We start from the raw sequence: 23,375 nt of genomic DNA on the forward strand, positions 1-23,375 counted from the left end.
TGATATTCATCTTAATTAATAGGAGGAAAATGATAATGAATAATCTGTTCAAGCGTTTGGCGGTGGGGGTTTTACTGCCAGCCGTATTGCTATTAAGTGCTTGCGGAAACCAAAATGAAAGCGCTTCAGCTGACGGTATTCAAAAAAGAACAATCAAAGCAGGAATCGGGAATAGTAAAATGCATCCACAAGGGCAAGGAATGGAGAAATTTAAAGAACTGGTTGAAGAAAAAAGCGGGGGAAAAATGAAGGTCCAAAACTTTTTTGATGCCACCCTCGGGGATGATCAGAAAATGACAGAAGCACTTCAAGGTGGTTTACAGGAAGTAACTGTTCCTTCAACCTCTCCACTTGTGGGAATGATTAAGGAATTTGGAATTTATGACTTCCCGTTTGTCTTTAATAATGAAGAAGAAGCTTATTCTGTACTTGATGGTGCAATAGGCAAAAAACTTTTGGATAAATTACCGGAACATGATTTAGTAGGTCTGGGATATTGGGAAAATGGTTTCCGAAACTTAACCAACAGTAAACACCCTGTTAAAACGGTTGAGGATTTCAAAGGCCTTAAAATTCGTACCATGCAAAATGAAGTGCATTTAGATGCTTTTTCAAAGTTGGGTGCTAATCCATCGCCGATGGCCTTCTCTGAAGTATTTACTGCACTGGAAACCGGCACTGTTGATGGGCAGGAGAACCCACTCGCAACAATTCAAACGCAAAAATATAATGAAGTGCAAGACTACTTAAGTCTTACAAATCATGTTTATACACCATTTGTATTCCTTGTAAGTAAAAAGTTCTGGGACGACCTATCAGAAGAAGAGCAAAAAATCATGAGTGAGGCCGCACAAGAGGCTGGAAAGTATCAACGGGAAGTTAACCAAAAAGAAAATGAAAAGGCACTTAAGTATCTAAAAGAAGAAGGAATGAAAATCAATGAAGTAGAGCCGGAAGAAATGGAAAAAATGAAGAAAGCCATCCAACCAGTGACGGACGAATATGCCCAGAAATTCGGGCCGGATCTTGTAGAGGAAATGATGAGCGAAGTTGAAAAAGTACGCGGTAAATAATCCAGACTGTTTGGAGGATAGAAAATGGATATTATCTCTGAACTTTTACGTGAAATCCAATTACCGAAAATGGTCAAAGTGAGGCAGAAATTTCTTGCACCTCATATAGCTGATGTAGCTGGTGAGGTGAAGAAGGCGATAAAAGAAGCAGGTGTCTTATCAAGAATAAATGAAGATGACAGGGTGGCAATTGCAGTAGGAAGCAGAGGGGTTGCGGACCTTCCTACTCTTGTAAGAGAAACGGTGGCTGCCGTTAAGGAGGCTGGCGGTAATCCTTTTATAGTCCCTGCAATGGGAAGCCATGGGGGTGCTACAGCGGAGGGACAAATTGATGTGTTGCTTCAACTGGGTATTTCAGAAGAATCGGTTGGAGCGTCAATACTTTCATCAATGGAAGTTATTAAACTGGATGAATTGCCAAATGGGCTCCCTGTCTATATTGATAAGCTTGCATATGAATCAGATAAAATCATTGTCATTAATCGGATAAAACCACATACGGCATTTCGTGGACCGGTTGAAAGCGGACTAATGAAAATGATTACAATCGGTTTAGGCAAGCAAAAGGGAGCCGAAGCTGCACATGCATATAGCTTTAAGTATATGGCGGAACATGTCCCTGAAATGGCAAAAATTTCTTTAGCGAAAGCTCCTATCATATTTGGTCTTGCGACTATTGAAAATGCCTATGATAAACCAGCGAAAATCGTCGCAGTCCCAGCAGAGGAACTGGAGGAAGTGGAACCGGGACTATTGCTTGAAGCAAAATCATTGATGCCAAAAATCCATTTCGATTCGATTGACGTACTTATTGTAAATGAACTCGGAAAGGATATTTCAGGGGATGGAATGGATCCGAATATTACGGGTAACTTCGCCACTCCATATGCTACCGGTGGGCCAGAGGTTAAACGGACCGTTGTACTTGGACTTACTGAAAAAACTCACGGTAATGCAAACGGCATCGGCATGGCTGATATGACGACGAAGGCCGTCATGAATGAAATCGAATGGGAAAAAGGCTATGCCAATGCACTCACAAGCACAGTGACAGATGTAGTAAAGCTCCCGATGTGTTTAGATACGCAGGAATTAGCTGTTAAAGCTGCTATCAAAACGTGCAATGCCTTCAATTTGAATAAAGTGAGAGTCGTAAGAATAAATAACACGCTTGAAATCGGTGAAATTTGGATTTCTGAAAGCATGATGGAAGAAGCTTTAAAAAACAAAAATTTAGAAATCCTGTCAGAACCAGAAGAATTGGCACTAGACTAAAAACCTTGGTTAATATTTTTAGAGAATGGAAGAATTCATTTGAAATCAGAAAAGGAGTGCTGAAATGACACACCTATATCCACTAATTGATAACGGGATAAACCCTTACCGCGATAATGTACAGGGAAAAGCAAATGAACCCATTACGGTTGCAGGTTTGTTGGACCGTTCGAAGCTGACGCTTGGCTCCACATATGAAGGGGGCAAGCCTGATTGGACGCTTGAAGAAATTTATATGCGGCTAGAGAGGAATGCCCCGCGTATCGCAATAATCGGTGGTTCGTCCGATCATCCGGCCCATATAATGGATTACCAAACGTCAGCACGGGCAGCAATCCGCATTTGGCAAAACGGCGGTGTGCCGTTTCATTTCTCGACACCGGTGATGTGTGATGGCACTGCGCAAAACAATCAAGGAATGAGTTACTCTCTCCAGAGCCGAAACGCAGTTGCACAAATGGTTGTCAACCAGCTAGAAGCTCACAGTTATCATGGTGCATTCGTCATTCAAGGGTGTGATAAGCAGCCTCTTGGTGTTGTAAGTGCACTCGCACATGTTGATCGTGTTCGCCGAAACCGTGGTGAAGCACCCTTTTTCGCAACATTCGCACCTGCTCACGTATTGGAAGGCGGTTCGATTCCAGCTGACGTGATTGAAGAATTGGAAACTCTTGCGAAAAAAGCGGAAAGTAAAGGAGCTACTGATGTAGCCGTTGATTTACGAGATACGATGGCATATATATTGCAATGTTCATCGAATACTGCATTTCAGGGTGTATTTGAACGGGCCTATGAACGAGGAATATTGACGAAGGAACAGCATAAATACTTTGAAATGAGACTTGCTGTTGCAACATGTGACGGGCAGGGAGGTGTATGTGCCTTTAATGGTACGGGGAATAGTTCACGTCATTTAGTGGCAGGCATGGGTCTCGTTCATCCAGCCGTGGAGCTGTTGACCGATCCACCAACACAACGCCAGATTAACTCGGTGCTTGATAGCTTTGCCGGCATGATAAACGAAGAGCGCTACGGCGTGGCCAACATTGTCGCTGCGAACATAAAAAATGCAATCTGTATTCACAGCGCTTCGGGTGGTTCTACTAACTTAATGATGCATATTGTTGCAGGCATGCTCTATGCAGGATTCAAATTCAGTTTATGGGACCTTGACCGCATTCATCATTCACATCCAATTCCTGACTTATTTGATTACAGTTTGACAGAAGGAAGGGACATTTATTCACTTGCGATGCAGTGTTGCAGCGGGAAAAGCAGAGGAATGGAAACACTTTTTCATGAACTTATTGAGAATGGTGTACCAATGGATCAGGATGCGCCGACTGTCGCAGCAAAAACCTGGAAAGAACGTCTTTCGATCACAAATAGCCTAAAAGCGGTTAATGTAAAGGGAAATCAGGTCATTTTATCCAATCCACGCCGAGGATTCAGCGGTGTTGATGTATTAAAAGGAAACTTCTTTGAAAGCGCCGTTGTAAAAATCAGCGGTATGCCGACACCACAGCTTGACCAATTCGATGATAAGCTTGCATTTGTCCTTTATTACGAAAATGAAGATGATGCAAATAAAAGCCTGCTCGATTCAAATCTGCTTTCAAAAATAAAAGAGCAAAAGCTTTTCGAACATAATCTATTGCTAGAATCTCTTAAATACAACAATGAGCCGGAATGGTCTCTTCTTAAAACCGCTACCTATGGGGAGCTATTTGACAGGATGGTTGAAGCAGGCACATTGAAAATTGCGGTTATTATCTCAGGGCAGGGGCCAGTGGCATTCGGAATGCCTGAAATGTTTACACCAATGCAACACATCAATGCAAATCGTGTTATGAAAAAAATCGCTACAATCATTAGCGACGGCCGCTATTCAGGAGTCACATATGGTGCTGCCATAGGACATATGACACCGGAAGCGTATGAAGGTGGCGGCATTGGTTTACTTAAATCAGGGGATGTAATTCACCTTCAGCTTCGTGATCGACGGATTGATTTTGTAGATTCTACTCAACTTCATTCTGGAAAGGTTATTCATGATTTTGCGGATCATTTTAAAGAAGAAAGACAATCATTGGCAGCTGAACGCAAGCAGCGGATGAAAGTTAGACAAAAAATGGTTGCGGCTAGCAACAGGATGTTTGGACATACAGATGCAGCAAATGGTGTTGTTCCAATCGCTGTCATTGAGGATGCGGTGCTTGATTATGAACAAGATATTATAATCCAGGAAAAAAAAGTAGAAATAAAGTGAGGTATGCTCGTCGTAAATCCGATAAGATAAAGGTAGACAGAATGATAAAAGGAGTGAGGAACGATGCCTATCATCCAATCGGTGGAGCGTGCCTTGAAAATATTGGATTTATTTGATGAGCGTGAGCGTGAACTAACTATAACAGAGATAAGCAAACGAATGAATTTACATAAAAGTACGGTTCATTCACTATTAAAAACCTTACAGGAGCATCACTATATTTCACAAGGCGAAGAAAATGGAAAATACTCGCTAGGATTAAAGTTATTGGAGAGGGGAAGCGTTGTCGTGACCCATCTCGATTTGCGCAATGTAGCAAGAAAACATCTTGAATGGCTTTCAGCAACAACGAATTTGACGCTGCACCTTGTCATATTAGACGGGCAGGAAGGTGTCTATGTCGATAAAGTGGAGGGCACTGGGGTAACGGTCCTCTATTCCCGTATTGGCCGGCGTGTTCCGATTCATACGAGTGCAGTTGGCAAATCTCTTGTTGCAACCAAAACGGATAGTGAACTGGATTTACTCTTGGACGGCTATGATTATACAGGACCGACCGATAGATCGATTAGATCCAAGGACCAATTTTTAGCGGAAATCGAAAAAGCACGCATTAATGGATATTCAATGGATAATGAAGAAAACGAACCGGGCATTTTCTGTCTGGCAGTACCGATAAAAGATTATTCAGGCAAGGTAATCGCTGCAATGAGTGTATCGATGCCTGCTTCTAAAGTAAATGAAGAAACGCATGAGTATTATGTACGTCTCTTAAAGGAATGCAGCAGTAAAATTTCGCAGGAGCTCGGCTATGAATATCAAAAAATATAAATGAGGCCTGCCAATTAGGAGGAACTAGAAAATGAGAATTATTCGCTATGTAAAAGAAAGTAAAAAACAACTTGCTGCCGTGACAAACGAAAACAATGTGGTGGACCTTCCATTTACGGATTTTATGTCGTTGATTACAACGGCACGTCATGATAACAGAACAGCGTTTGATATTGTAAAACAAATTGCCGCCGAAGGAGAACTGCAGCCACTGGAAGGTCTTCAATTAACAACTCCTATCGACGCACCTGAAGTATGGGCATCTGGCGTTACCTATAAAAAAAGCAAGGAAGCACGTAACTACGAAGCTACGCAAGGAAAGCTGGACCGCCAAACATTCTATGACAAAGTTTATGATGCAGTGCGTCCTGAGATTTTCTTTAAATCGACTGCAGCAAGAACTGTGGGCCCGAATGATCCGGTATACTTGCGTTCAGATTCAAAATGGCAAATTCCTGAGCCGGAGCTTGGTCTGGTCATCGATAAAGAGGGAACGGTACTCGGATATATCGCGGGTAATGACATGAGCTGCCGAGATATTGAAGGTGAAAATCCGCTTTATCTTCCACAGGCAAAGGTATGGAAAAATTCTTGCTCAATTGGACCGGCAATATTGTTAAAAGAGGCTGTTACGGATCCATATGAGCTTAAAATCATGTGCCGTATTTATCGAAATGAAGAAAAAGTATTTGAAGGTGAAGCGAAAGTAAACCAACTGAAACGAAAATTGGAAGAGCTTGTCGACTATTTAGTCTTAGATAATACTGTTTTTGACGGATCAGTTTTACTTACTGGTACATGCGTGGTTCCGCCAAATGAATTTACATTGAAAGGCGATGACCGAATTGAAATCGAAATACCAGGAATTGGAGTATTGAACAACCCGGTTATCCAAAGTAAAGCAGTTCAAACAATTTAAGGGGTGACAAAATGAGCGAATATAAAACACTTTACTTAAGTGCGAAAGATAGTGTAGCTGTCGCTTTATCCGAAATCCCTGAAAACACATCAGTAGTTGTGAAGAAAGGCATGGAAGAACTTGTCGTATCCATTCTTGAACCGATTCGTTTTGGACATAAGTTCGCAGTCAAAGCCATCGAACAAGGAGCGGACATAATTAAATATGGGGAAGTCATAGGTGCAGCCTCAGCTTTTATTCCCGCTGGTGCACATGTTCATGTACACAATTTAGAAGGAAAGAGGGGAAGGGGTGACAAAATTGCTGAATGAAAAAATGCAGTTTTGGGGCTACCGCCGTCCTGATGGCCGCGTCGGTGTCCGGAATCACGTACTGATTTTGCCAACGATAACATGCGCAACACAAACAGCGCAGCGAGTAACAGAGCTGGTGAGCGGAACCGTCACATTCATTCATCAGCATGGCTGTGCGCAAGTGGGCTCTGATTATGATCAAACGGCCCGAACCTATGCGGGAATGGGCATGAATCCAAATGTATATGGTGTCATAGTACTCGGACTTGGCTGTGAAACACATCAGGCGCACCGTATTGGAGATGAAATTGACAAATGTGGTAAACCAGTGGAAACGGTATCGATTCAGGAACATGGCGGCACTCTTCAAACCATTGCCGAAGTAGCTAAAATTGCGGTCAAAATGGTCCAGGATGCCTCGATGGTGCAGCGGGAATTATGTGATTTTAGCGAGCTGATTGTCGGCACAGAATGCGGTGGGTCGGATGCATGCTCCGGCTTATCGGCTAACCCGGCAGTCGGACGTACAAGCGATTTGGTTGTTCAGCAGGGGGGAACTGCAATATTAGCAGAAACGACTGAACTCATTGGTGCAGAGCATTTGATTGCTAACCGGGCGGCAAACGACCAGGTAGCCAAAAAAGCTTATGCGGTTATTAAAATGATGGAAGACCGCTCGATTCAAATGGGCGTAGATATCCGCACCGGAAATCCGAGTCCGGGAAACATTGAGGGAGGTCTCAGCTCACTCGAGGAAAAATCACTGGGGGCAGCGACAAAATCAGGCACTACCAGACTGGAAGAGGTCATTGATTATGCCCAGGTACCCACAAAAAAAGGGCTTGTATGGATGGATACGCCTGGCCATGACATTGAGCAATTGACGGGAATGGTCGCAGGCGGTGCCCAAATCGTTCTCTTTACAAGTGGAAGAGGCACGCCGACTGGTTCTCCTATTTCACCCGTCATAAAAATCTCGACTAATACACCAATGTTTGACAGGATGAATGAAAATATGGATTTAAATGCTGGTACGATCGTCGATGGTTTAGAAACCGTTGATGAAGTGGGCAGGCGCATCATGGAAGAAATTCAACATGTTTCTAACGGAAAACTAACAAAAGCTGAGATATTAAAGCAGCATGACTTTGGAATATGGAGAATTGGACCGACATTCTAAAACGAAAAAGGAGCTAAAGACTATGATATCAACTACATTTGCAACGAAAACATATAAAAATTTCATTAATAATGAGTGGGTGAATGCATCTTCTGGAAATACAATCGAAAGCATTAATCCTGCGGACAAAGAACCGGTTGGTTATGTTCAAAGCTCAACGGTCGATGACTTGAACAAGGCTGTAACTTCTGCGCATAAAGCAAAGAGGGATTGGCGCAGGATCGGGCAGTCTGCACGTGGACAAATCCTTTTCAAAACGGCCAATATATTGGAAGAAAATCTAGATGAAATTGCCGAAACGATGACACGCGAAATGGGTAAAACGTTACCTGAAGCAAAAGGTGAAACGGCACGGGGGGTTGCAATTCTGCGTTACTATGCTGGGGAAGGGATGCGGAAAGACGGCGATGTTATTCCATCTTCCGATAAAGATGCCCTAATGTTTACGAAACGCAGCCCACTTGGTGTTGTCGGGATAATCACGCCATGGAACTTCCCGGTTGCAATTCCCATCTGGAAAATGGCTCCTGCTCTTGTATATGGCAACTCAATCGTATGGAAACCGGCTACGGAGGGAGCCGTTACTGCAGCGAAAGTGATGGAATGCTTCACAAAAGCAGGCTTCCCGGAGGGCGTAGTGAACTTCATTACCGGTAAGGGGGCGATTATCGGTCAAGGACTCATAGATCATCCGCTTTTAAATGCGATCACATTTACCGGTTCTGAAAGTGTCGGTCAGAGCGTCGCAAAATCAGCTTCCGCCCGCGGCATAAAATATCAGCTTGAAATGGGTGGCAAGAATCCAGTCATCGTAACGAAAGATGCAAACATCGACCAAGCTGTCGAGGCGGTCATCAGCGGTGGATTTCGTTCTTCCGGCCAGAAATGCACAGCTTCAAGTCGTGTAGTCGTTGAATCGTCCGTCTATGATGAATTCAAACAAAAACTGATAAAGGCAGCAGCGAAAATTACAGTAGGCAACGGTCTTCAAGAGGGTATTTGGATGGGCCCATGTGCAAGCGAAAGCCAGTTCAAAACGGTCACAGAGTACATTGAAAAAGGCAAGCAGGAGGGTGCAAAACTCATACATGGCGGGGTGAAATTAACTGGCGGAGACTATGATAGGGGCTTTTTCATCACACCAGCGATTTTTGAAGACGTGACGTCCGAAATGGAGATTGCACAGGCAGAAATTTTTGGACCAGTTATCGCGCTGATGAAAGCAACCGATCTTGTCGAAGCGATTGACTTGGCAAATAATACGAAGTACGGATTGAGTGCATCAATCTTCACATCAAATATTAGCTCAATTTTGGAGTTCATTGATGAAATTGAAGCAGGTCTTGTCCGCATTAACGCAGAAAGCGCGGGCGTAGAGTTGCAAGCCCCATTCGGAGGCATGAAGGCATCAAGCACGGGTTCGCGAGAGCAAGGTGAAGCGGCGAAAGAATTTTATACAGCCATAAAAACGGTTTTTATTAAAGGTTCTTAACAAGTGCAAGGGAGGTTTCCATTTTTGAAAATCTCTCTTTCTTCAAAAAAACATTGCGAGGTGCTTGATGAAAATCATAAAAATTTCTTTATACAAAGTTCCGCCCCGCTGGCTGTTTTTAAAAATCGATACGGATGAGGGCATTTCCGGATGGGGAGAGCCTGTCGTGGAAGGCCGTGCTGAAACTGTTAAAGCAGCAGTTAACGAACTGACTGATTATTTGATCGGGAGAAATCCGAACGACATTGAAGATATCTGGCAAACGCTTTATCGAGGTGGATTTTACCGCGGGGGCCCAATTTTAATGAGCGCCATTTCCGGCATTGAGCAGGCACTATGGGATATAAAAGGAAAATACTTCGATATTCCTGTATACCAAATGCTCGGCGGCAAAGCACGTCAAAAAATTAAAGTCTACTCATGGGTCGGAGGAGATAGACCGGTGGATGTAGTTGCTGCCGCAATAGAAAAACAGAAAGAAGGCTTCCTTGCTGTCAAAATGAACGCATCAGAAGAAATGAATTACATAGATAGCTTTTCGAAAGTAGAAGCGGTCATCGAACGCGTTGCTTCAATCAGGGAAGCGGTTGGCAAGGACTTTGGGATCGGTGTGGATTTTCACGGGAGGATTCATAAAACGATGGCAAAGGTGATTGTGAAAGAACTCGAACCATACCGTCCAATGTTCATTGAAGAACCGGTGCTCCCGGAAAACAATGAAGCACTTCGTGAGATTGCCTGGCATACTACGTGTCCGATTGCGACGGGAGAAAGAATGTATACGCGCTGGGGCTTTAAGCAGCTACTTCAAGATGGTTATGTCGATATAATTCAGCCGGATCTGTCTCATACAGGTGGTATTTTAGAAGGGAAAAAAATTGCCGCAATGGCAGAAGCGTATGATGTAGCAATTGCGCCGCACTGCCCGCTCGGTCCGATGACTCTTGCTTCATCCATTCATTTGGACGCTACGACACCGAATTTCATTATTCAGGAGCAAAGCCTTGGTATTCATTACAACGAAGGCATGGACATTCTCGATTATATGAAAAATCCAGAATTATTCGATTATGAAAATGGCTATGTGAACATTCCGGATAAACCAGGCCTTGGAGTGGAAATTGATGAAGAAAAAGTGAAGCAGGCAGCAGAGACCGGACATAATTGGAAAAACCCAATTTGGCGTAATGAAGACGGGAGTATCGCTGAATGGTAATAAAAGGAGGAAAAATAATGGACTTTCATGGCATCGTTCCACCGGTAGTCACCTTATTTGATGAAACTGGGAACTTGGATTTGGAGTTGAACAGAAGGTATATCGACCTATTAATCTCACGGAATATTGACGGTATTTTGTTGATGGGTAGTTCAGGTGAGTTCTCCTCACTTACGACTGAAGAAAGGAAATTATATGTACGCGAAATGTTAAAGCACATTAACGGACGAGTGCCAGTTATGGTCGGAGTAGGGCATACCGCATTAAAAGAGGTGCATGAACTGACTTCTTATGCAGAAGAGCATGGAGCGAACGGCGTTCTCGTAGTAAACCCATATTACTGGAAGCTGTCTGACGAGCAATTATATCGACATTTTTCCAGCGTAGCGAATCATACTAATCTGCAAGTTTTCATTTATAACATCCCGCTCTTGACCGGACAAAATTTATCAATCGAATTGATTAAAAAATTAGCCCAAGATCATTCCAACATAGCAGGTATTAAAGAGACGGTCAGTGATTTCGGGCACCTTCGTCAAGTGCTCGCGGAAGTGAAGAAAGTTCGCAGTGATTTCAAAGTCTTCTCCGCGTTTGACGAGCATTTGCTTCCGGCTCAAATGATTGGTGCAGCTGGAAGCATTAATGGAAGCGCTGTCTTTGCCCCGGAAATATCCGTACATTTATATGAATCGTATCATAAAGGGGATCTCGCTGAAGCCCAGAAAAATCATCAAGTGATTTCAAAACTGATGGAAGTGTACAATTACGGTCCGACATTTTTTACAGCCATGAAAGAAGCTGTTCATCAGCGCTGGTTTGACGTTGCGGCTGGACACCGTGCCCCATGCGATGTATACCCTGCTGATTTGAGTGACAAAGTAGCTGCTCTCTTAAAAAATATTGATATGAAAGAAGGTATCCAAAAATGAAAGAATCACGCGACTTGCTCGAACAATTAGGCTACCCATCTACTGATCTTAAAGAACTTCCTACATCAACGAAAACATTTCCGGATGGAGCTCAATACCGCATTGAACTACCAAGTGTAGAAGGTCCAGCTGCCCTAAAAGAAACATTGAAAGAAATTGACCGACTCGGTTTGACTATTCACCGGATATCCCAGGGCAGCGGCATCATGCTTCAAACGGATGAAGAAATTAAAGAAATGTGTGAAATGACAGCAGAGCGCGGCATGGAGCTCAGTTTGTTTGTCGGCCCCAGGGGTTCATGGGATGTCAGTGCGGGACCGCTTACGCCAGGAGGTAAATCTCAGGGAATCCGCCATGAAGGATCGGACCAGCTTGTTTATGCAATGGAAGACTTGAAAAGAGGAGCTGCACTTGGTCTTCGCGGTGCGTTAGTTGCGGATGAAGGACTCCTACTTTTAACGAAAGAAATGAAAAAATACGGACAGCTTCCGGAAGACTTTGTTGTTAAAGTATCGGTTCAAATGGGTTCAGCCAATCCAGTATCCGTTAAATTAATGGAAGACATCGGAGCGGATACCTACAACGTGCCACCTGCATTAACGCTGTCTAAACTTGCAGCGATCCGACAATCAATAAACATTCCAATTGATTTATATGTTGAAGTTCCGGATACCTTTGGAGGCTTTCTTCGCTATTATGAAATACCGGAAATTATCCGTGTATTGGCGCCTGTATACATTAAATTTGGTCTGCGTAATCATCCTGATGTATACCCTTCAGGGAAACAATGGGAAAGTACGAACATCTCACTCGCTCAAGAACGTGTACGCCGTGCCGCAATTGGTATTCAAATGATCGAACGATACTATCCTGAAGCAAAAACATCGAAACTTGGTGCAGAAGGGCTCGGTATTGCAAAAATTGAAAAGGCAGCAGCGAAATAGATGTCTGGTATTACAATAAAGGAGTTGAGCCCGAATGACCTTTAAAATATTATTAACGGATTACGAATTTGAACATTTGAAATATGAAGAAGAGGTTTTTCAAGAAAGCGGTCTGGATATCAATTTCATCAAAGCGCAATGCAAAACTGAAGAACAAGTTATGGAGCAGGCAAAGGAAGCGGATGCAATTTTAAATCAATATGCTCCTATCTCACGCCGAGTCATTGAGTCGCTTGAAAACACGAAAATCATTTCCCGCTATGGTGTTGGCGTCAATACAATTGATCTCAATGCTGCTAAAGAAAAGGGGATCACTGTCGCCAATGTACCGGATTATGGCATGGAAGAAGTTTCGAATCATGCATTGGCACTTTTACTTTCGTCGGCGCGGAAAGTGACACTGTTAAACAAGGAAGTGAAAAAAGGTAACTGGGACTTTAAAGTGTGTGTCCCGATTCACCGTTTTAACGAACAAACGGTTGGGGTTCTCGGCTTTGGCCGGATTCCGCGCCGTTTCATTGAAAAGGTGAAACCGCTCGGCTTTAAAACCGCTGCTTATGACCCTTTCGTATCGGCGGCAGACATGGCTGCTGTCGGGGTTCAAAAAATGGATCTCGACGAAATTATAGGCGAAGCCGATTATTTGTCGATCCATGTGCCCTTAATTGATGATACATACCACCTGATCAATGAGGAGCGCCTTAAACAAATGAAGAGTAACGCGGTCATCATTAACACGGCACGTGGACCGATAATCGATGAAAAAGCACTTTCCCATGCACTTGAAAAAGGGATAATTGCAGGTGCTGCACTTGATGTGACAGAAAATGAGCCGGTCCGAATCGATAGCCCGCTACTCACAATGGACAATGTCATCATTACGCCGCACAGCGCCTGGTATTCTGAGGAAGCGATGGTTGAACTTCGTCAAAAAGCAGCAAGAAATATCGTTCAGGTCTTAAAAGGGGAAAAAACACCATACGCATTAACCTAAGAAAGGGGAAAAATATGAAAATAGCAACTTTTTCCGTGCAAACCGAACAGCACATCGGTCTTGTTAAAGATGATCAAATTATCAGCTTAACGGCTCTCGGTCCAGAAGAATTTCCTGCTTGCATGAAAAAATTTATAGAACGAGGAAGCGAGTTGCGTTCACGTGCTGAACAGTTAATCGAGCAACGGGTAAATGACGATGCAATATTCAAACTGTCAGAAGTAAATATCCTGCCGCCAATCGCAAAGCCGGATAAAATCATTTGCGTAGGACTTAACTATTTTGATCATTGCAAGGAAACCGGGATGGAGCCTCCTGAATCACCGGTCATTTTTTCGAAATATGCTAATGCTATTGCCGGACATAATGATGCGATTGAAATCCCGATTAATTCAACCGAGGTCGACTTTGAAGCAGAGCTTGCGTTTGTCATTGGTAGAGAAGCGAAACATGTGTCAGAAGAAGAGGCGGATGACTACGTCTTTGGCTACACGATTATGAATGATATCAGCGCCCGAGATTTGCAATTTCAGGACGGTCAGTGGTCAAGGGGCAAAACGGCGGATACATTTGCTCCATTTGGTCCTGTTATCGTGACAAAAGATGAAGTGGGTGACCCCCACAATCTAGCGATTTCGCTCGAATTAAACGGTGAAATTATGCAGGATTCAAATACAAGCAACCTAATTTTTACGGTTCCGAAAATCATTTCATTTTTATCACAGTCCATGACGCTAATGCCAGGTGATTTGATTGCAACTGGCACGCCACCAGGCGTTGGAATGGGAAGGAATCCGAAAATCTGGTTGAAAAACGGTGACCGGATGAACGTCAGAATTGAGAAGATCGGTACGCTTTCTAATCACGTAATAGCATGATAAGAGAAAGAAGATGATGACATGGATGTTGTAACCATCGGAGAAACAATGACAGTGTTTACCCCGAATGAAGAAGGACCGCTTCGCCACGCCAGATCTTTTTCGATGAAGTTTGGCGGTGCGGAATCCAATGTCGCGATCGGGTTAAGCCGACTCGGTCATAGCTCACGCTGGATTAGCCGTCTCGGTGAGGATGAATTTGGCGATGCCATGCAATCGTTCATTCGCGGAGAAGGCGTTGATGTCTCTTATGTAACAAGAGACCCTGATGCTCCTACCGGAGTCTTTTTTAAAGAATTCAGACGGCTGAATGATACTCGAGTTTATTATTACCGGAAAGATTCGGCCGCTAGTAAAATGACGGCGGAATTACTAACTGATCTTGCCATCCAAGACGCCGCTTATCTCCATATTACGGGGATTACCCCTGCACTAGGGAATTCTTGTCAGTCGCTCTTGGATAAAGCGATCCGCATTGCTAAGGAAAACGGAACAAAAATCGTCTTCGATCCGAATATTCGCTTGAAAATATGGGGTGATGAAAATGAAGCACGTCACATCATAACAAAGTACGCCTCGAAAAGTGATATCGTCATGCCTGGGGTGGCCGAAGCCGAATTTTTATTCGGCTCCCATACTCCGGAGAAATTTGCCGATCATTTTCATGAACTCGGTGTCGAAACAGTTTTACTTAAATTGGGCAAAGAAGGCTCTTTAATTTCAGCCCCGTCTGTACCGAAAACATACGTTCCTGGATTCTATGTGGAACGGGTCGTGGATCCCATCGGTGCTGGTGATGCTTTTGCATCCGGTGTACTTTCCGGTCTGCTTGATGGACTGCCGCTAGATGAAGCTGCAAGGCGTGGAAATGCCATGGGAGCAATGGCAACGATGGTAAATGGCGATGTTGAGGGTTTGCCGGCCCGTGCCGACCTCGCTTTGTTCATGAGTGGCGGCGCTGATGATGTGAAGAGGTAGAAAGGTGGAAAAAATGACTAAACTTGAAGAGCTTAAACATGGGAAGCTGGTCGCCGTCATTCGCGGAGCACGCCCCAATCAAATTATACCAATCGCCCGGGCCCTGAAAGAGGGCGGCATCCGAACGCTAGAAATAACAGTGGAAACTCCCAAAGTGTGCCATTTGATTGAAAGAGTGAAAGAGGAGTTCGGTGATGATATCATAGCGGGTGCCGGTACAGTATTGGATCCTGAAACGGCCCGTGCGGTAATAATGGCAGGGGCGGAATTTATCTTTTCTCCAACCGTCAATGTCAAAACGATTAAAATGGCGAAGCGCTATGGCGTTATTAGCATCCCAGGTGCGCTCACACCAACCGAAATATTGACTGCTTACGAGAATGGAGCTGACATCATCAAAGTTTTTCCGGCAGATGCATTGGGTGTTAGTTACTTTAAAAATCTTAAAGGGCCGCTTCCTCACATCCCTCTAATGCCAACTGGCGGTGTCAACCTTGACAACCTCGCTTCATTTTTTAAGGCAGGGGCCATCGCTGCGGGAGTTGGCGGTTCATTGATCAATCCTGCGAAATTGATTACAGGTGAAGATTACACAAGGCTGACAGAAACGGCAAAAAAATTCTCGGCTATCGTACAAAAAAGCTAATGCAGTCCGACGCTTATATTCATATCAATTCAATAATCGCTGGAAATGAAAGTATGACTGTATGTTATTTCCTCCATTCCTACCAATTTGATGTATCCGTTAAATTTCCATCAAGGGTGGCATTGCTGATGGACAGTAGATAAATTAAAGACAAACCAGAAAGGGGAAAAGTGCTATGTTACTAGAAAAGTACAGTAATCTGCAGGGTATTCTCCAAAAAATGGAGTCGGTTGTGGTCGCTTTTTCAGGAGGGGTGGATAGCACGTTTTTGCTAAAAGTCGCTATTGATACTCTGGGTTATGATAATGTGTTAGCCATTACAGCAGATTCGGAAACCTATCCGTCGAGTGAATTGAATGAAGCCATTATGCTAACAAAATGGATTGGTGCCAACCATCGTGTCATTCAAACTTCGGAGTTGGCCATTCCTGGATATAAAGAAAACAATCAGAATCGCTGTTACTTTTGTAAAAGTAGTTTATTTGACCATCTGCTTCCTATTCTTGAAGAATATGAATTTAATAATATTATTTATGGAGTTATCGCTGATGATGCTAACGAATTTCGTCCAGGCATGAAAGCAGCTAAAGAAAAAGGAATCAGGGGACCTCTTCTAGAAGCCGATTTATTCAAAGAAGAAATAAGAGTATTGTCCAAGCAAGCCGGATTGCCAACCTGGGATAAACCGTCATTTGCTTGCCTATCCTCACGAATAGCATATGGCGATATCATTACGAAGGAAAAATTGACCAAAGTTGATAAATCAGAGGCTTACATAAAATCACTGGATATTCATCAGGTAAGAGTCAGGACCCATGAGGATACTGCCCGAATTGAAGTTGAACCCGATGATATGCCGCGAGTGCTTCAATACCATGCGGCGATCACGAAACGGCTGAAGCAATTTGGTTATAAGTATGTATCAATGGATCTCACGGGCTATACAAGCGGAAGTATGAATATGGCGCTTAAAAAGGAAGAAATGTTATGATTGACGATATTTTGGAGCAGGTTCAAAAGGGTTCATTGACAGTTGCGGAAGCGAAGGGAAAACTTGCATCCTATGAAAATTTAGGGTTTGTAAAAATCGATCATCATCGTAAAAGGAGACAAGGCTTTCCCGAAATTGTGTTTGGGGAAGGGAAAACAGCTGAACAAATTTTAACGATTGTCCAATCGCTGCGGACAAGGAATGATTCTGTGCTTGTGACTCGTATTTCTCGGGAAAAAGCGGTATTTGTACAAAAGGAATGTAGTGACTTTGAGTATAACGAGATTGCACGGACACTTGCTTGGGTTAAAGAAAAGCCGAAATCCGTTGATTCATATATTGCAATTGTGTGCGCCGGGACATCAGATTTGTCCGTTGCTGAAGAAGCTGCCGTGACGGCCGAAACTCTAGGTATTCCAGTCAGGCGTATATACGATGTAGGTGTTGCTGGACTGCACCGCCTTCTTGATAATATTGACGAGATACGAGGGGCTACGGTATCAGTTTGTGTTGCGGGGATGGAAGGGGCACTACCAAGTGTGTTAGGAGGCCTTGTCACGAATCCAATTATTGCTGTGCCGACAAGTATTGGTTACGGTGCTAATTTTAACGGTTTATCGGCACTTTTATCGATGCTCAATTCATGCGCATCGGGTGTAAGTGTGGTGAACATAGATAATGGATTTGGTGCAGCCTACAATGCAGCCATTATATACAAACTCGTACATAAAAAGGAGGTCAATAGTGATGAGGACTTTATATTTTGACTGCTTTTCCGGCATAAGCGGAGATATGGTTATTGGTGCGTTGATTGATGCAGGTGCAGACCCTGTACAAATGGAAGAAGAGTTAAAAAAGCTGAACATAGATGAAGAATATAATCTGTCATGGGGGAAGGTCGTCAAAAATGGCATTACAAGTACTAAATTTGATGTCTTTCTTACCAGTAAATCAGAGCAAACACATGAACACAGCCACAGCCATGGACAAGAACACCGTCATGGACATAAACAAAGTCATGGACACAGTCACAGTCATGGACAAGAACACAGTCATGGACATGAGCACAACCATGGACAAGAACACAACCATAGCCATGAACATGAACAAAGTCATGGACATGAACACAACCATAGCCATGTACCTCACAACCATCACGGCAGCCGTACCTACAAACAAATTGTAGAAGCTATCAATGAGGCGAACTTTAATGAATCGGTAACAAACATGTCACTCGCCATTTTTAAGAAGATTGGTGAAGCGGAAGGGCACATACACGGGCTTCCTCTTGATAAAGTTCACTTTCACGAGGTGGGAGCGGTAGACTCAATAATAGATATAATCGGGGCTGCAATTTTAATCGATCAGCTAGGTATTGAATCAGTTCAGTCATCAGCCATTCCAACGGGATCTGGACATATACATATTGATCACGGAATATATCCTGTTCCTGCACCTGCCACTCTTGAAATATTAAAGGGGGTACCGATTGCCTCAAACGATATTCGTTCTGAATTAGCAACGCCGACCGGTGCTGCCATCGCTGCGGTTTTAGCTGAAAATTTCGGCTCGCTTCCACCCATGACTGTCGTATCGATTGGCTATGGTGCGGGAACAAAAACATTCGAAAATCATCCGAACGTCCTACGCATTATTATAGGGGAGATCCAATGAAGCGCCCACCTGATCATGAGCATCTTGATGAACAAATGGTGAAAATGGAAGTGAATCTAGATGATATTTCCGGTGAATGGCTTGGGCATGTAATGGATTTGTTGTTTGAATCAGGAGCAAATGATGTATTTTATACACCAATCTTTATGAAAAAAAATCGACCGGGGGTATTATTGCAACTTCTCTGTTCACAGCAGGTGATTTCGAAAATGAAGAAGATATTATTTGCTGAAACGACGACTCTCGGTATTCGCTACTACCCTCTTACCGTGCACCGGCTTGAGCGCTCTTTTTTCAATGTGAATACTCAATGGGGGGAAGTGACGATGAAGAGAGGGATTCATGAGGGATTGACCTTGCAGCAGGCACCTGAATATGAAGATTGCCGTAAAATTGCCGTACAGAACAATATACCTCTTAAAAGGGTGTATGAAGAAGTGTGGAAGTGTCTCGGGGAGGTGGTAGAGAAATGAGTTTGGTGTCGATTCTTACATTTGGATTCATATTAGGGATAAAGCATTCGTTAGAGCCGGATCATGTTATTGCGGTAGCAACCACGGCAGGAAATACGAAAAAATTATCGCGTTCCACTCTAACGGGGGTGTATTGGGGTATAGGTCATACATGTACGCTGTTTCTTATAGGTATGATGTTCATTTGGATGAAAGGGGAGATTCCAGAGTCGTTAAGCATGACGCTGGAATTCGGTGTTGGCATTATGCTTGTTATGCTAGGGGCGAAAAGTTTATTTAAGGCTAGCCCTAATATCACGAACGACAAAGATAGATTTCGCCCTTTTTTGGTGTCTGCTTTAATTGGGTTCGTCCATGGTCTCGCGGGCAGTGCCGCAATGGTCATTCTAACGATGTCGACCGTAACCGGAATAGGCCAAGGGTCCATCTATATAATAATATTTGGCGCGGGAACTATTATTGGCATGCTGTGCTTTACAACTTTACTAGGCATACCGTTTGCTTTGAATGGAAAGGACATCGTTTTAAACCGAATCTTCATCAAGCTGGCGGGAGCTTTAAGTTTTTCATTCGGACTTTATTATATATACAAATTGGGTGTAACAGAAGGTTTGTTTGCGCTCTGGGCTAATTGATTTATTTTATAAGCATGACTGAAATCTCAGGCTGTCTGTAACCCATGGACAGTCTCTTTTATTTTTATTAATTCATCAAAACCAATATTAAGTAGACAATATGTCTTCTAGGAGGTTTCTCAGAAAGAAAACTGACAAAAAGGCTTGTTTTAATGGGCACACTTCAATGGACATGTCCAAGCAAATTTCTGGGTATATTGTAACGGATATGAATCTCCAATTATTATTCTGCAATTATTTGTAGTTGGAAGAAGGGATGGACAATAAAAATAAGACCCCATGACACTGCTAAGCCATTTTTTTAAGAATGGCAGTGTCGTAGGATCTGTTAGTATTTTTATATAGAAAGTCACGAAATCTAGGTTTTGCTGTAGCCGTTAGGCAGAAATGCGTTTATTTTTCCGTTGAAGAATCCATATTTCTATTGCACCGGAGCCAAGCAATACTCCTGAAACAATGAATATAAGTCCAATGAAATGTGCAGGAACTATGGCTTCATTAAGGAAAAATGCTGCCCCTAACAAAGAGAATAAGGTGTTTAAGTTAAGAAATATCGATGATTCGGCTGCGCCTACCTTACCAATGGCATAATTATAGCTCATGTGCCCAAGGGCAGTGGCAAAAATAGCGGAGAACAAGAAAGCTCCCCAGATGGATGGCGGTGCCGTTGCCAGTGAAGATAAGCCCTCTGGTTCCTTCCATAAGCTGATGGCAAAAAGAATAAAAGACCCGATAAGCATCATGTAGCCGGTTAATAATCGTGGATCCATTGTTTTTGAGGCTTTATTAATGAGTATGAAACTCAGTGCCTGTGAAAGAATGGAAAGGAGAATATCCACATCTCCCAGATTAATGGAATGAAGTCCTCCACTTCCTGCCATAACGGTAAAACTCACGCCCAGAGCACCGCATATAAAGCCAAGAAGCCGGATTAAAGTGGGCTTTTTACGAAAGAATATCATGGTCAAGATGACAGTCAATATTGGCCCCATGCCCAGAATCAGTCCAGCATTCGAGGCTGAAGTCTTCGTCAATCCCTCGGCTAAAAAATAATGATGAAAAACGACACTCAAAAGTGCTCCTCCAAAAACGTAAAGAAGTTCACTTTTTTTAGGAAGACGTATTAATCCAAAGAAGAAAAGAATAATAATGACGATAAGAGAAGCAGTAAAAATTCTCAATGAAGTGATCGTTACTGGCTGCGTATGCGCAACTAAAATTTTAATAACTGAGACATTTAACCCCCACGTGATCATTATTCCGGTAAGTAAGATGTATATTTTCAAAAAACTCATTCCAAACAACCTTTCAAACTTATTTAACAATTGATATATTATACAACTTTCACTAAATTAATAGCAAAGAGTAAAATTTGATTGAAAGCCCAAGGATGAAAAATCAGAAGCTCTTAATCATTAAAAAAAGAGGGAAGAAATAACCCCTTCTGATTTACCTTAATATGGTTTTTTATCATAAATTTAGCTGAAATATAATCAAATAAAAATAAAATTACAAATTATCTAACTTTTCTATTGTTTTTGGTAGGGTTTTCATTTACAATTTCCTTATGATTTACCAAACCGGTTTAGTAATTAACTAAATCGATTTATCAATAAAGCTTAATGAAAGTGATATGATCAAATGTTTTTCTTTTTATTTGTGATTGTTCGAAAGAAGGAGGTACTGTATTGTCATCAAAATATGGTGTTTTAACGCTGGGCGACGCCATGATTACGCTAAATCCGGAAGAAACAGGACCTTTAAGATTCGTAACCCGTTTTGAGCGAAAAGTAGGAGGCGCAGAACTGAATTTTGCAATTGGCTGTGCAAGGCTAGGCATGCGGGCAAAATGGATAAGTCGTTTAGGCAAGGACGAGTTCGGCAGAGTTATCTATAATTTCGCTCGTGGGGAAGGCGTGGACATGAGTGATGTTGCCTTTGTAAATGGATATCCAACATCCCTTAACTTTAAAGAAATCCGGGAAGATGGTTCCGGAAAGACATTTTATTACCGCTATCAATCTCCGATTTTAACTTTAAAACCGGAAGATATAACAGAAAAGATGCTTGAAGAGATTGATATAGTCCATCTTACTGGAGTATTTTTGGCTATAGATCCCCAAAATGTGGATATTGCCAAGAGGGTAATGGACATTGCAAAACAAAAAAATATACCTGTTTCCTTTGATCCGAATATTCGCTTAAAGCTATGGTCAATCGAGGAAGCAAGATCAGTTTATTATGATATTTTTCCATATGTTGATATTTTGCTTACAGGTTTGGATGAAATAAGATTGATCATCGGAACTGACTCAAAAGAATCTTTGGCAAAATTCGCGAAGGTGAATGACATTGATCAACTTGTCATCAAGGACGGGAAACATGGTTCAAAACTATATACCAAAAATGAATGGCATGAAAAAGAAGCCTTCCCTGTTATACCCCTGGACACTGTTGGAGCGGGAGATGGTTATGATGCCGGCTATATTTACGGATATCTTCATGGCTTATCCATTGATGAAAGATTAACATTCGCAAATGGTGTAGGAGCTCTTGTCACAACTGTTGCTGGGGACAATGAAGGATTACCGTATTTGGATGAAGTAATGCCTTTCATACAGAATGAGGCCGTTATAGAAAGATAGATGACTGAAAGAAACGAGGGAATGAAATGGCAACAGTAACGATTCAAGCGGAGGAAGCAAAACGATTAGTCATACAACAGCTGACCAAAGTGGGTTTAAATGAAGAAAATGCCGGGAAAATCGCGGAAGTATTGGTTCATGCCGATCTTAGAAATGTCAATTCCCATGGTGTTTTACGAACAGAGCATTATGTGAACCGTTTACAGGCAGGAGGAATAAATCCCGATGCACAGATTTCCTTTCAAAAGACAGGACCCGTTACCGGTGTAGTTGATGGAGATGATGGATTTGGTCATGTGATCAGCGACGTGGCCATGGACCATGCGATCGAAATGGCCAGAGATAATGGCGTGGGCATGGTGACTGTTTTTAATAGCAGCCATTGCGGAGCACTAAGCTATTTCGTTCAAAAAGCCGCTGAAGCAAAGTTGATTGGAATCGCAATGTCACATACCGATAAAATTGTGGTCCCATTCGGAGGGAAAACTTCTTTTCTTGGTACCAACCCAATCGCTTACGGAGTTCCTGCCAAAACGAAGAAACCCTTTATTCTTGATATGGCAACTTCCAATGTTGCACTGGGGAAAATCCTCCAGGCACGGGAAGAGGGAAAGGAAATCCCTGAAGGATGGGGAGTGGATGAAAATGGAGCTACGGTCACAGACCCGAATAAAGTCGTTTCCCTTTCCACTTTCGGAGGCCCGAAAGGCTATGGCCTATCCGTAATTGTAGATGTGTTTTCTGGATTATTGGCCGGTGCGGCATTTGGCCCGCACATTGGGAAAATGTATGACGATCTTGATAAGAAACGGAAGCTGGGACATTATTTTTGTGTAATTAATCCTTCGTTCTTTACGGATACTGATATATTTCTAGAGCAAATGGATCAAATGATCGAAGAGCTGCAACAGGTTGAACCTGCTCCAGGGTTCGATCGCGTATATGTACCGGGTGAGATCGAACAAATCAATGAAGAAAAAAACCTGAAACAAGGTATTACGATAGCATCAAGTGTTTATGAATTTCTTACAAAGTAGGTG

23 protein-coding genes are annotated in these 23,375 nt (G+C 42.8%); 22 read left to right on the top strand and 1 reads right to left on the bottom strand.

Annotated features, from left to right (window positions below):
* The first annotated feature begins 35 nt into the window (after positions 1 to 35).
* From LQ188_RS01700 to LQ188_RS01790, 20 genes are all read left to right on the top strand, one after another.
* Positions 36 to 1,073: a TRAP transporter substrate-binding protein gene (locus LQ188_RS01700; RefSeq protein WP_311735944.1), complete on the top strand. Its 1,038-nt coding sequence runs from the start codon at positions 36 to 38 to the stop codon at positions 1,071 to 1,073.
* A gap of 24 nt (positions 1,074 to 1,097) precedes the next feature.
* Entirely contained in the window at positions 1,098 to 2,348 is a 1,251-nt protein-coding gene (locus LQ188_RS01705) for a lactate racemase domain-containing protein (RefSeq protein ID WP_230175861.1), read from the top strand.
* Between the two features lie 64 nt (positions 2,349 to 2,412).
* Positions 2,413 to 4,617, top strand: a complete 2,205-nt coding sequence (locus tag LQ188_RS01710; RefSeq protein WP_230175862.1) for a dihydroxy-acid dehydratase — start codon at positions 2,413 to 2,415, stop codon at positions 4,615 to 4,617.
* A gap of 63 nt (positions 4,618 to 4,680) precedes the next feature.
* Complete coding sequence (locus LQ188_RS01715; RefSeq protein WP_101225470.1) at positions 4,681 to 5,448, top strand: IclR family transcriptional regulator; 768 nt, start codon at positions 4,681 to 4,683, stop codon at positions 5,446 to 5,448.
* Between the two features lie 31 nt (positions 5,449 to 5,479).
* The gene (locus LQ188_RS01720) at positions 5,480 to 6,367 is read left to right on the top strand and encodes a fumarylacetoacetate hydrolase family protein (protein WP_101225469.1); all 888 of its coding nucleotides are present in this window, start codon (positions 5,480 to 5,482) and stop codon (positions 6,365 to 6,367) included.
* An 11-nt stretch (positions 6,368 to 6,378) separates the two neighbouring features.
* Positions 6,379 to 6,678: a UxaA family hydrolase gene (locus tag LQ188_RS01725; protein ID WP_230175863.1), complete on the top strand. Its 300-nt coding sequence runs from the start codon at positions 6,379 to 6,381 to the stop codon at positions 6,676 to 6,678.
* Positions 6,679 to 6,682: 4 nt separating this feature from the next.
* Positions 6,683 to 7,840: a UxaA family hydrolase gene (locus tag LQ188_RS01730; protein WP_230176004.1), complete on the top strand. Its 1,158-nt coding sequence runs from the start codon at positions 6,683 to 6,685 to the stop codon at positions 7,838 to 7,840.
* Positions 7,841 to 7,862: 22 nt separating this feature from the next.
* Positions 7,863 to 9,332, top strand: coding sequence for an alpha-ketoglutaric semialdehyde dehydrogenase GucD (gene gucD / locus LQ188_RS01735; protein ID WP_230175864.1), 1,470 nt, complete (start codon positions 7,863 to 7,865; stop codon positions 9,330 to 9,332).
* A gap of 67 nt (positions 9,333 to 9,399) precedes the next feature.
* Complete coding sequence (gene dgoD / locus LQ188_RS01740) at positions 9,400 to 10,548, top strand: galactonate dehydratase (RefSeq protein WP_230175865.1); 1,149 nt, start codon at positions 9,400 to 9,402, stop codon at positions 10,546 to 10,548.
* A 17-nt stretch (positions 10,549 to 10,565) separates the two neighbouring features.
* Positions 10,566 to 11,477, top strand: coding sequence for a dihydrodipicolinate synthase family protein (locus tag LQ188_RS01745; RefSeq protein ID WP_230175866.1), 912 nt, complete (start codon positions 10,566 to 10,568; stop codon positions 11,475 to 11,477).
* Positions 11,474 to 12,421 (top strand): U32 family peptidase, encoded by a 948-nt coding sequence (locus tag LQ188_RS01750; protein ID WP_230175867.1) that lies wholly within the window; start codon positions 11,474 to 11,476, stop codon positions 12,419 to 12,421. Before LQ188_RS01745 ends, LQ188_RS01750 begins: the two co-directional genes overlap by 4 nt.
* 34 nt (positions 12,422 to 12,455) lie before the next feature.
* Complete coding sequence (locus LQ188_RS01755) at positions 12,456 to 13,415, top strand: C-terminal binding protein (RefSeq protein ID WP_230175868.1); 960 nt, start codon at positions 12,456 to 12,458, stop codon at positions 13,413 to 13,415.
* 14 nt (positions 13,416 to 13,429) lie between these two features.
* Positions 13,430 to 14,293: a fumarylacetoacetate hydrolase family protein gene (locus LQ188_RS01760; RefSeq protein WP_101225462.1), complete on the top strand. Its 864-nt coding sequence runs from the start codon at positions 13,430 to 13,432 to the stop codon at positions 14,291 to 14,293.
* Positions 14,294 to 14,314: 21 nt separating this feature from the next.
* Positions 14,315 to 15,271 (top strand): sugar kinase, encoded by a 957-nt coding sequence (locus LQ188_RS01765; protein WP_101225461.1) that lies wholly within the window; start codon positions 14,315 to 14,317, stop codon positions 15,269 to 15,271.
* A gap of 13 nt (positions 15,272 to 15,284) precedes the next feature.
* The gene (locus tag LQ188_RS01770; protein WP_101225487.1) at positions 15,285 to 15,917 is read left to right on the top strand and encodes a bifunctional 4-hydroxy-2-oxoglutarate aldolase/2-dehydro-3-deoxy-phosphogluconate aldolase; all 633 of its coding nucleotides are present in this window, start codon (positions 15,285 to 15,287) and stop codon (positions 15,915 to 15,917) included.
* A 175-nt stretch (positions 15,918 to 16,092) separates the two neighbouring features.
* A complete protein-coding gene (gene larE / locus LQ188_RS01775) occupies positions 16,093 to 16,908 on the top strand; it encodes an ATP-dependent sacrificial sulfur transferase LarE (protein ID WP_101225460.1) in 816 nt (271 codons plus the stop codon).
* Complete coding sequence (gene larB, locus LQ188_RS01780; protein WP_101225459.1) at positions 16,905 to 17,675, top strand: nickel pincer cofactor biosynthesis protein LarB; 771 nt, start codon at positions 16,905 to 16,907, stop codon at positions 17,673 to 17,675. The genes larE and larB overlap by 4 nt, the downstream gene beginning before the upstream one ends.
* The gene (larC, locus tag LQ188_RS26725) at positions 17,656 to 18,582 is read left to right on the top strand and encodes a nickel insertion protein (RefSeq protein WP_253074056.1); all 927 of its coding nucleotides are present in this window, start codon (positions 17,656 to 17,658) and stop codon (positions 18,580 to 18,582) included. The genes larB and larC (LQ188_RS26725) overlap by 20 nt, the downstream gene beginning before the upstream one ends.
* Positions 18,579 to 19,055: a nickel insertion protein gene (larC, locus tag LQ188_RS26730; protein ID WP_137017611.1), complete on the top strand. Its 477-nt coding sequence runs from the start codon at positions 18,579 to 18,581 to the stop codon at positions 19,053 to 19,055. Before larC (LQ188_RS26725) ends, larC (LQ188_RS26730) begins: the two co-directional genes overlap by 4 nt.
* A complete protein-coding gene (locus LQ188_RS01790; RefSeq protein ID WP_230175869.1) occupies positions 19,052 to 19,690 on the top strand; it encodes a DUF4833 domain-containing protein in 639 nt (212 codons plus the stop codon). Before larC (LQ188_RS26730) ends, LQ188_RS01790 begins: the two co-directional genes overlap by 4 nt.
* 377 nt (positions 19,691 to 20,067) lie before the next feature.
* On the opposite strand, the gene LQ188_RS01795 is transcribed toward LQ188_RS01790, so the two are convergent.
* Positions 20,068 to 20,985: a DMT family transporter gene (locus LQ188_RS01795; protein ID WP_101225455.1), complete on the bottom strand. Its 918-nt coding sequence runs from the start codon at positions 20,983 to 20,985 to the stop codon at positions 20,068 to 20,070.
* 393 nt (positions 20,986 to 21,378) lie between these two features.
* Here LQ188_RS01795 and LQ188_RS01800 point away from each other — a divergent pair, with 393 nt between their 5' ends.
* Entirely contained in the window at positions 21,379 to 22,335 is a 957-nt protein-coding gene (locus LQ188_RS01800; RefSeq protein ID WP_230175870.1) for a sugar kinase, read from the top strand.
* A 26-nt stretch (positions 22,336 to 22,361) separates the two neighbouring features.
* Positions 22,362 to 23,372: an ureidoglycolate dehydrogenase gene (gene allD, locus LQ188_RS01805; RefSeq protein WP_101225453.1), complete on the top strand. Its 1,011-nt coding sequence runs from the start codon at positions 22,362 to 22,364 to the stop codon at positions 23,370 to 23,372.
* Positions 23,373 to 23,375: the final 3 nt, after the last annotated feature.

It is taken from the genome of Peribacillus sp. Bi134 (genome assembly GCF_918698065.1).
Lineage (GTDB): Bacteria > Bacillota > Bacilli > Bacillales > DSM-1321 > Peribacillus.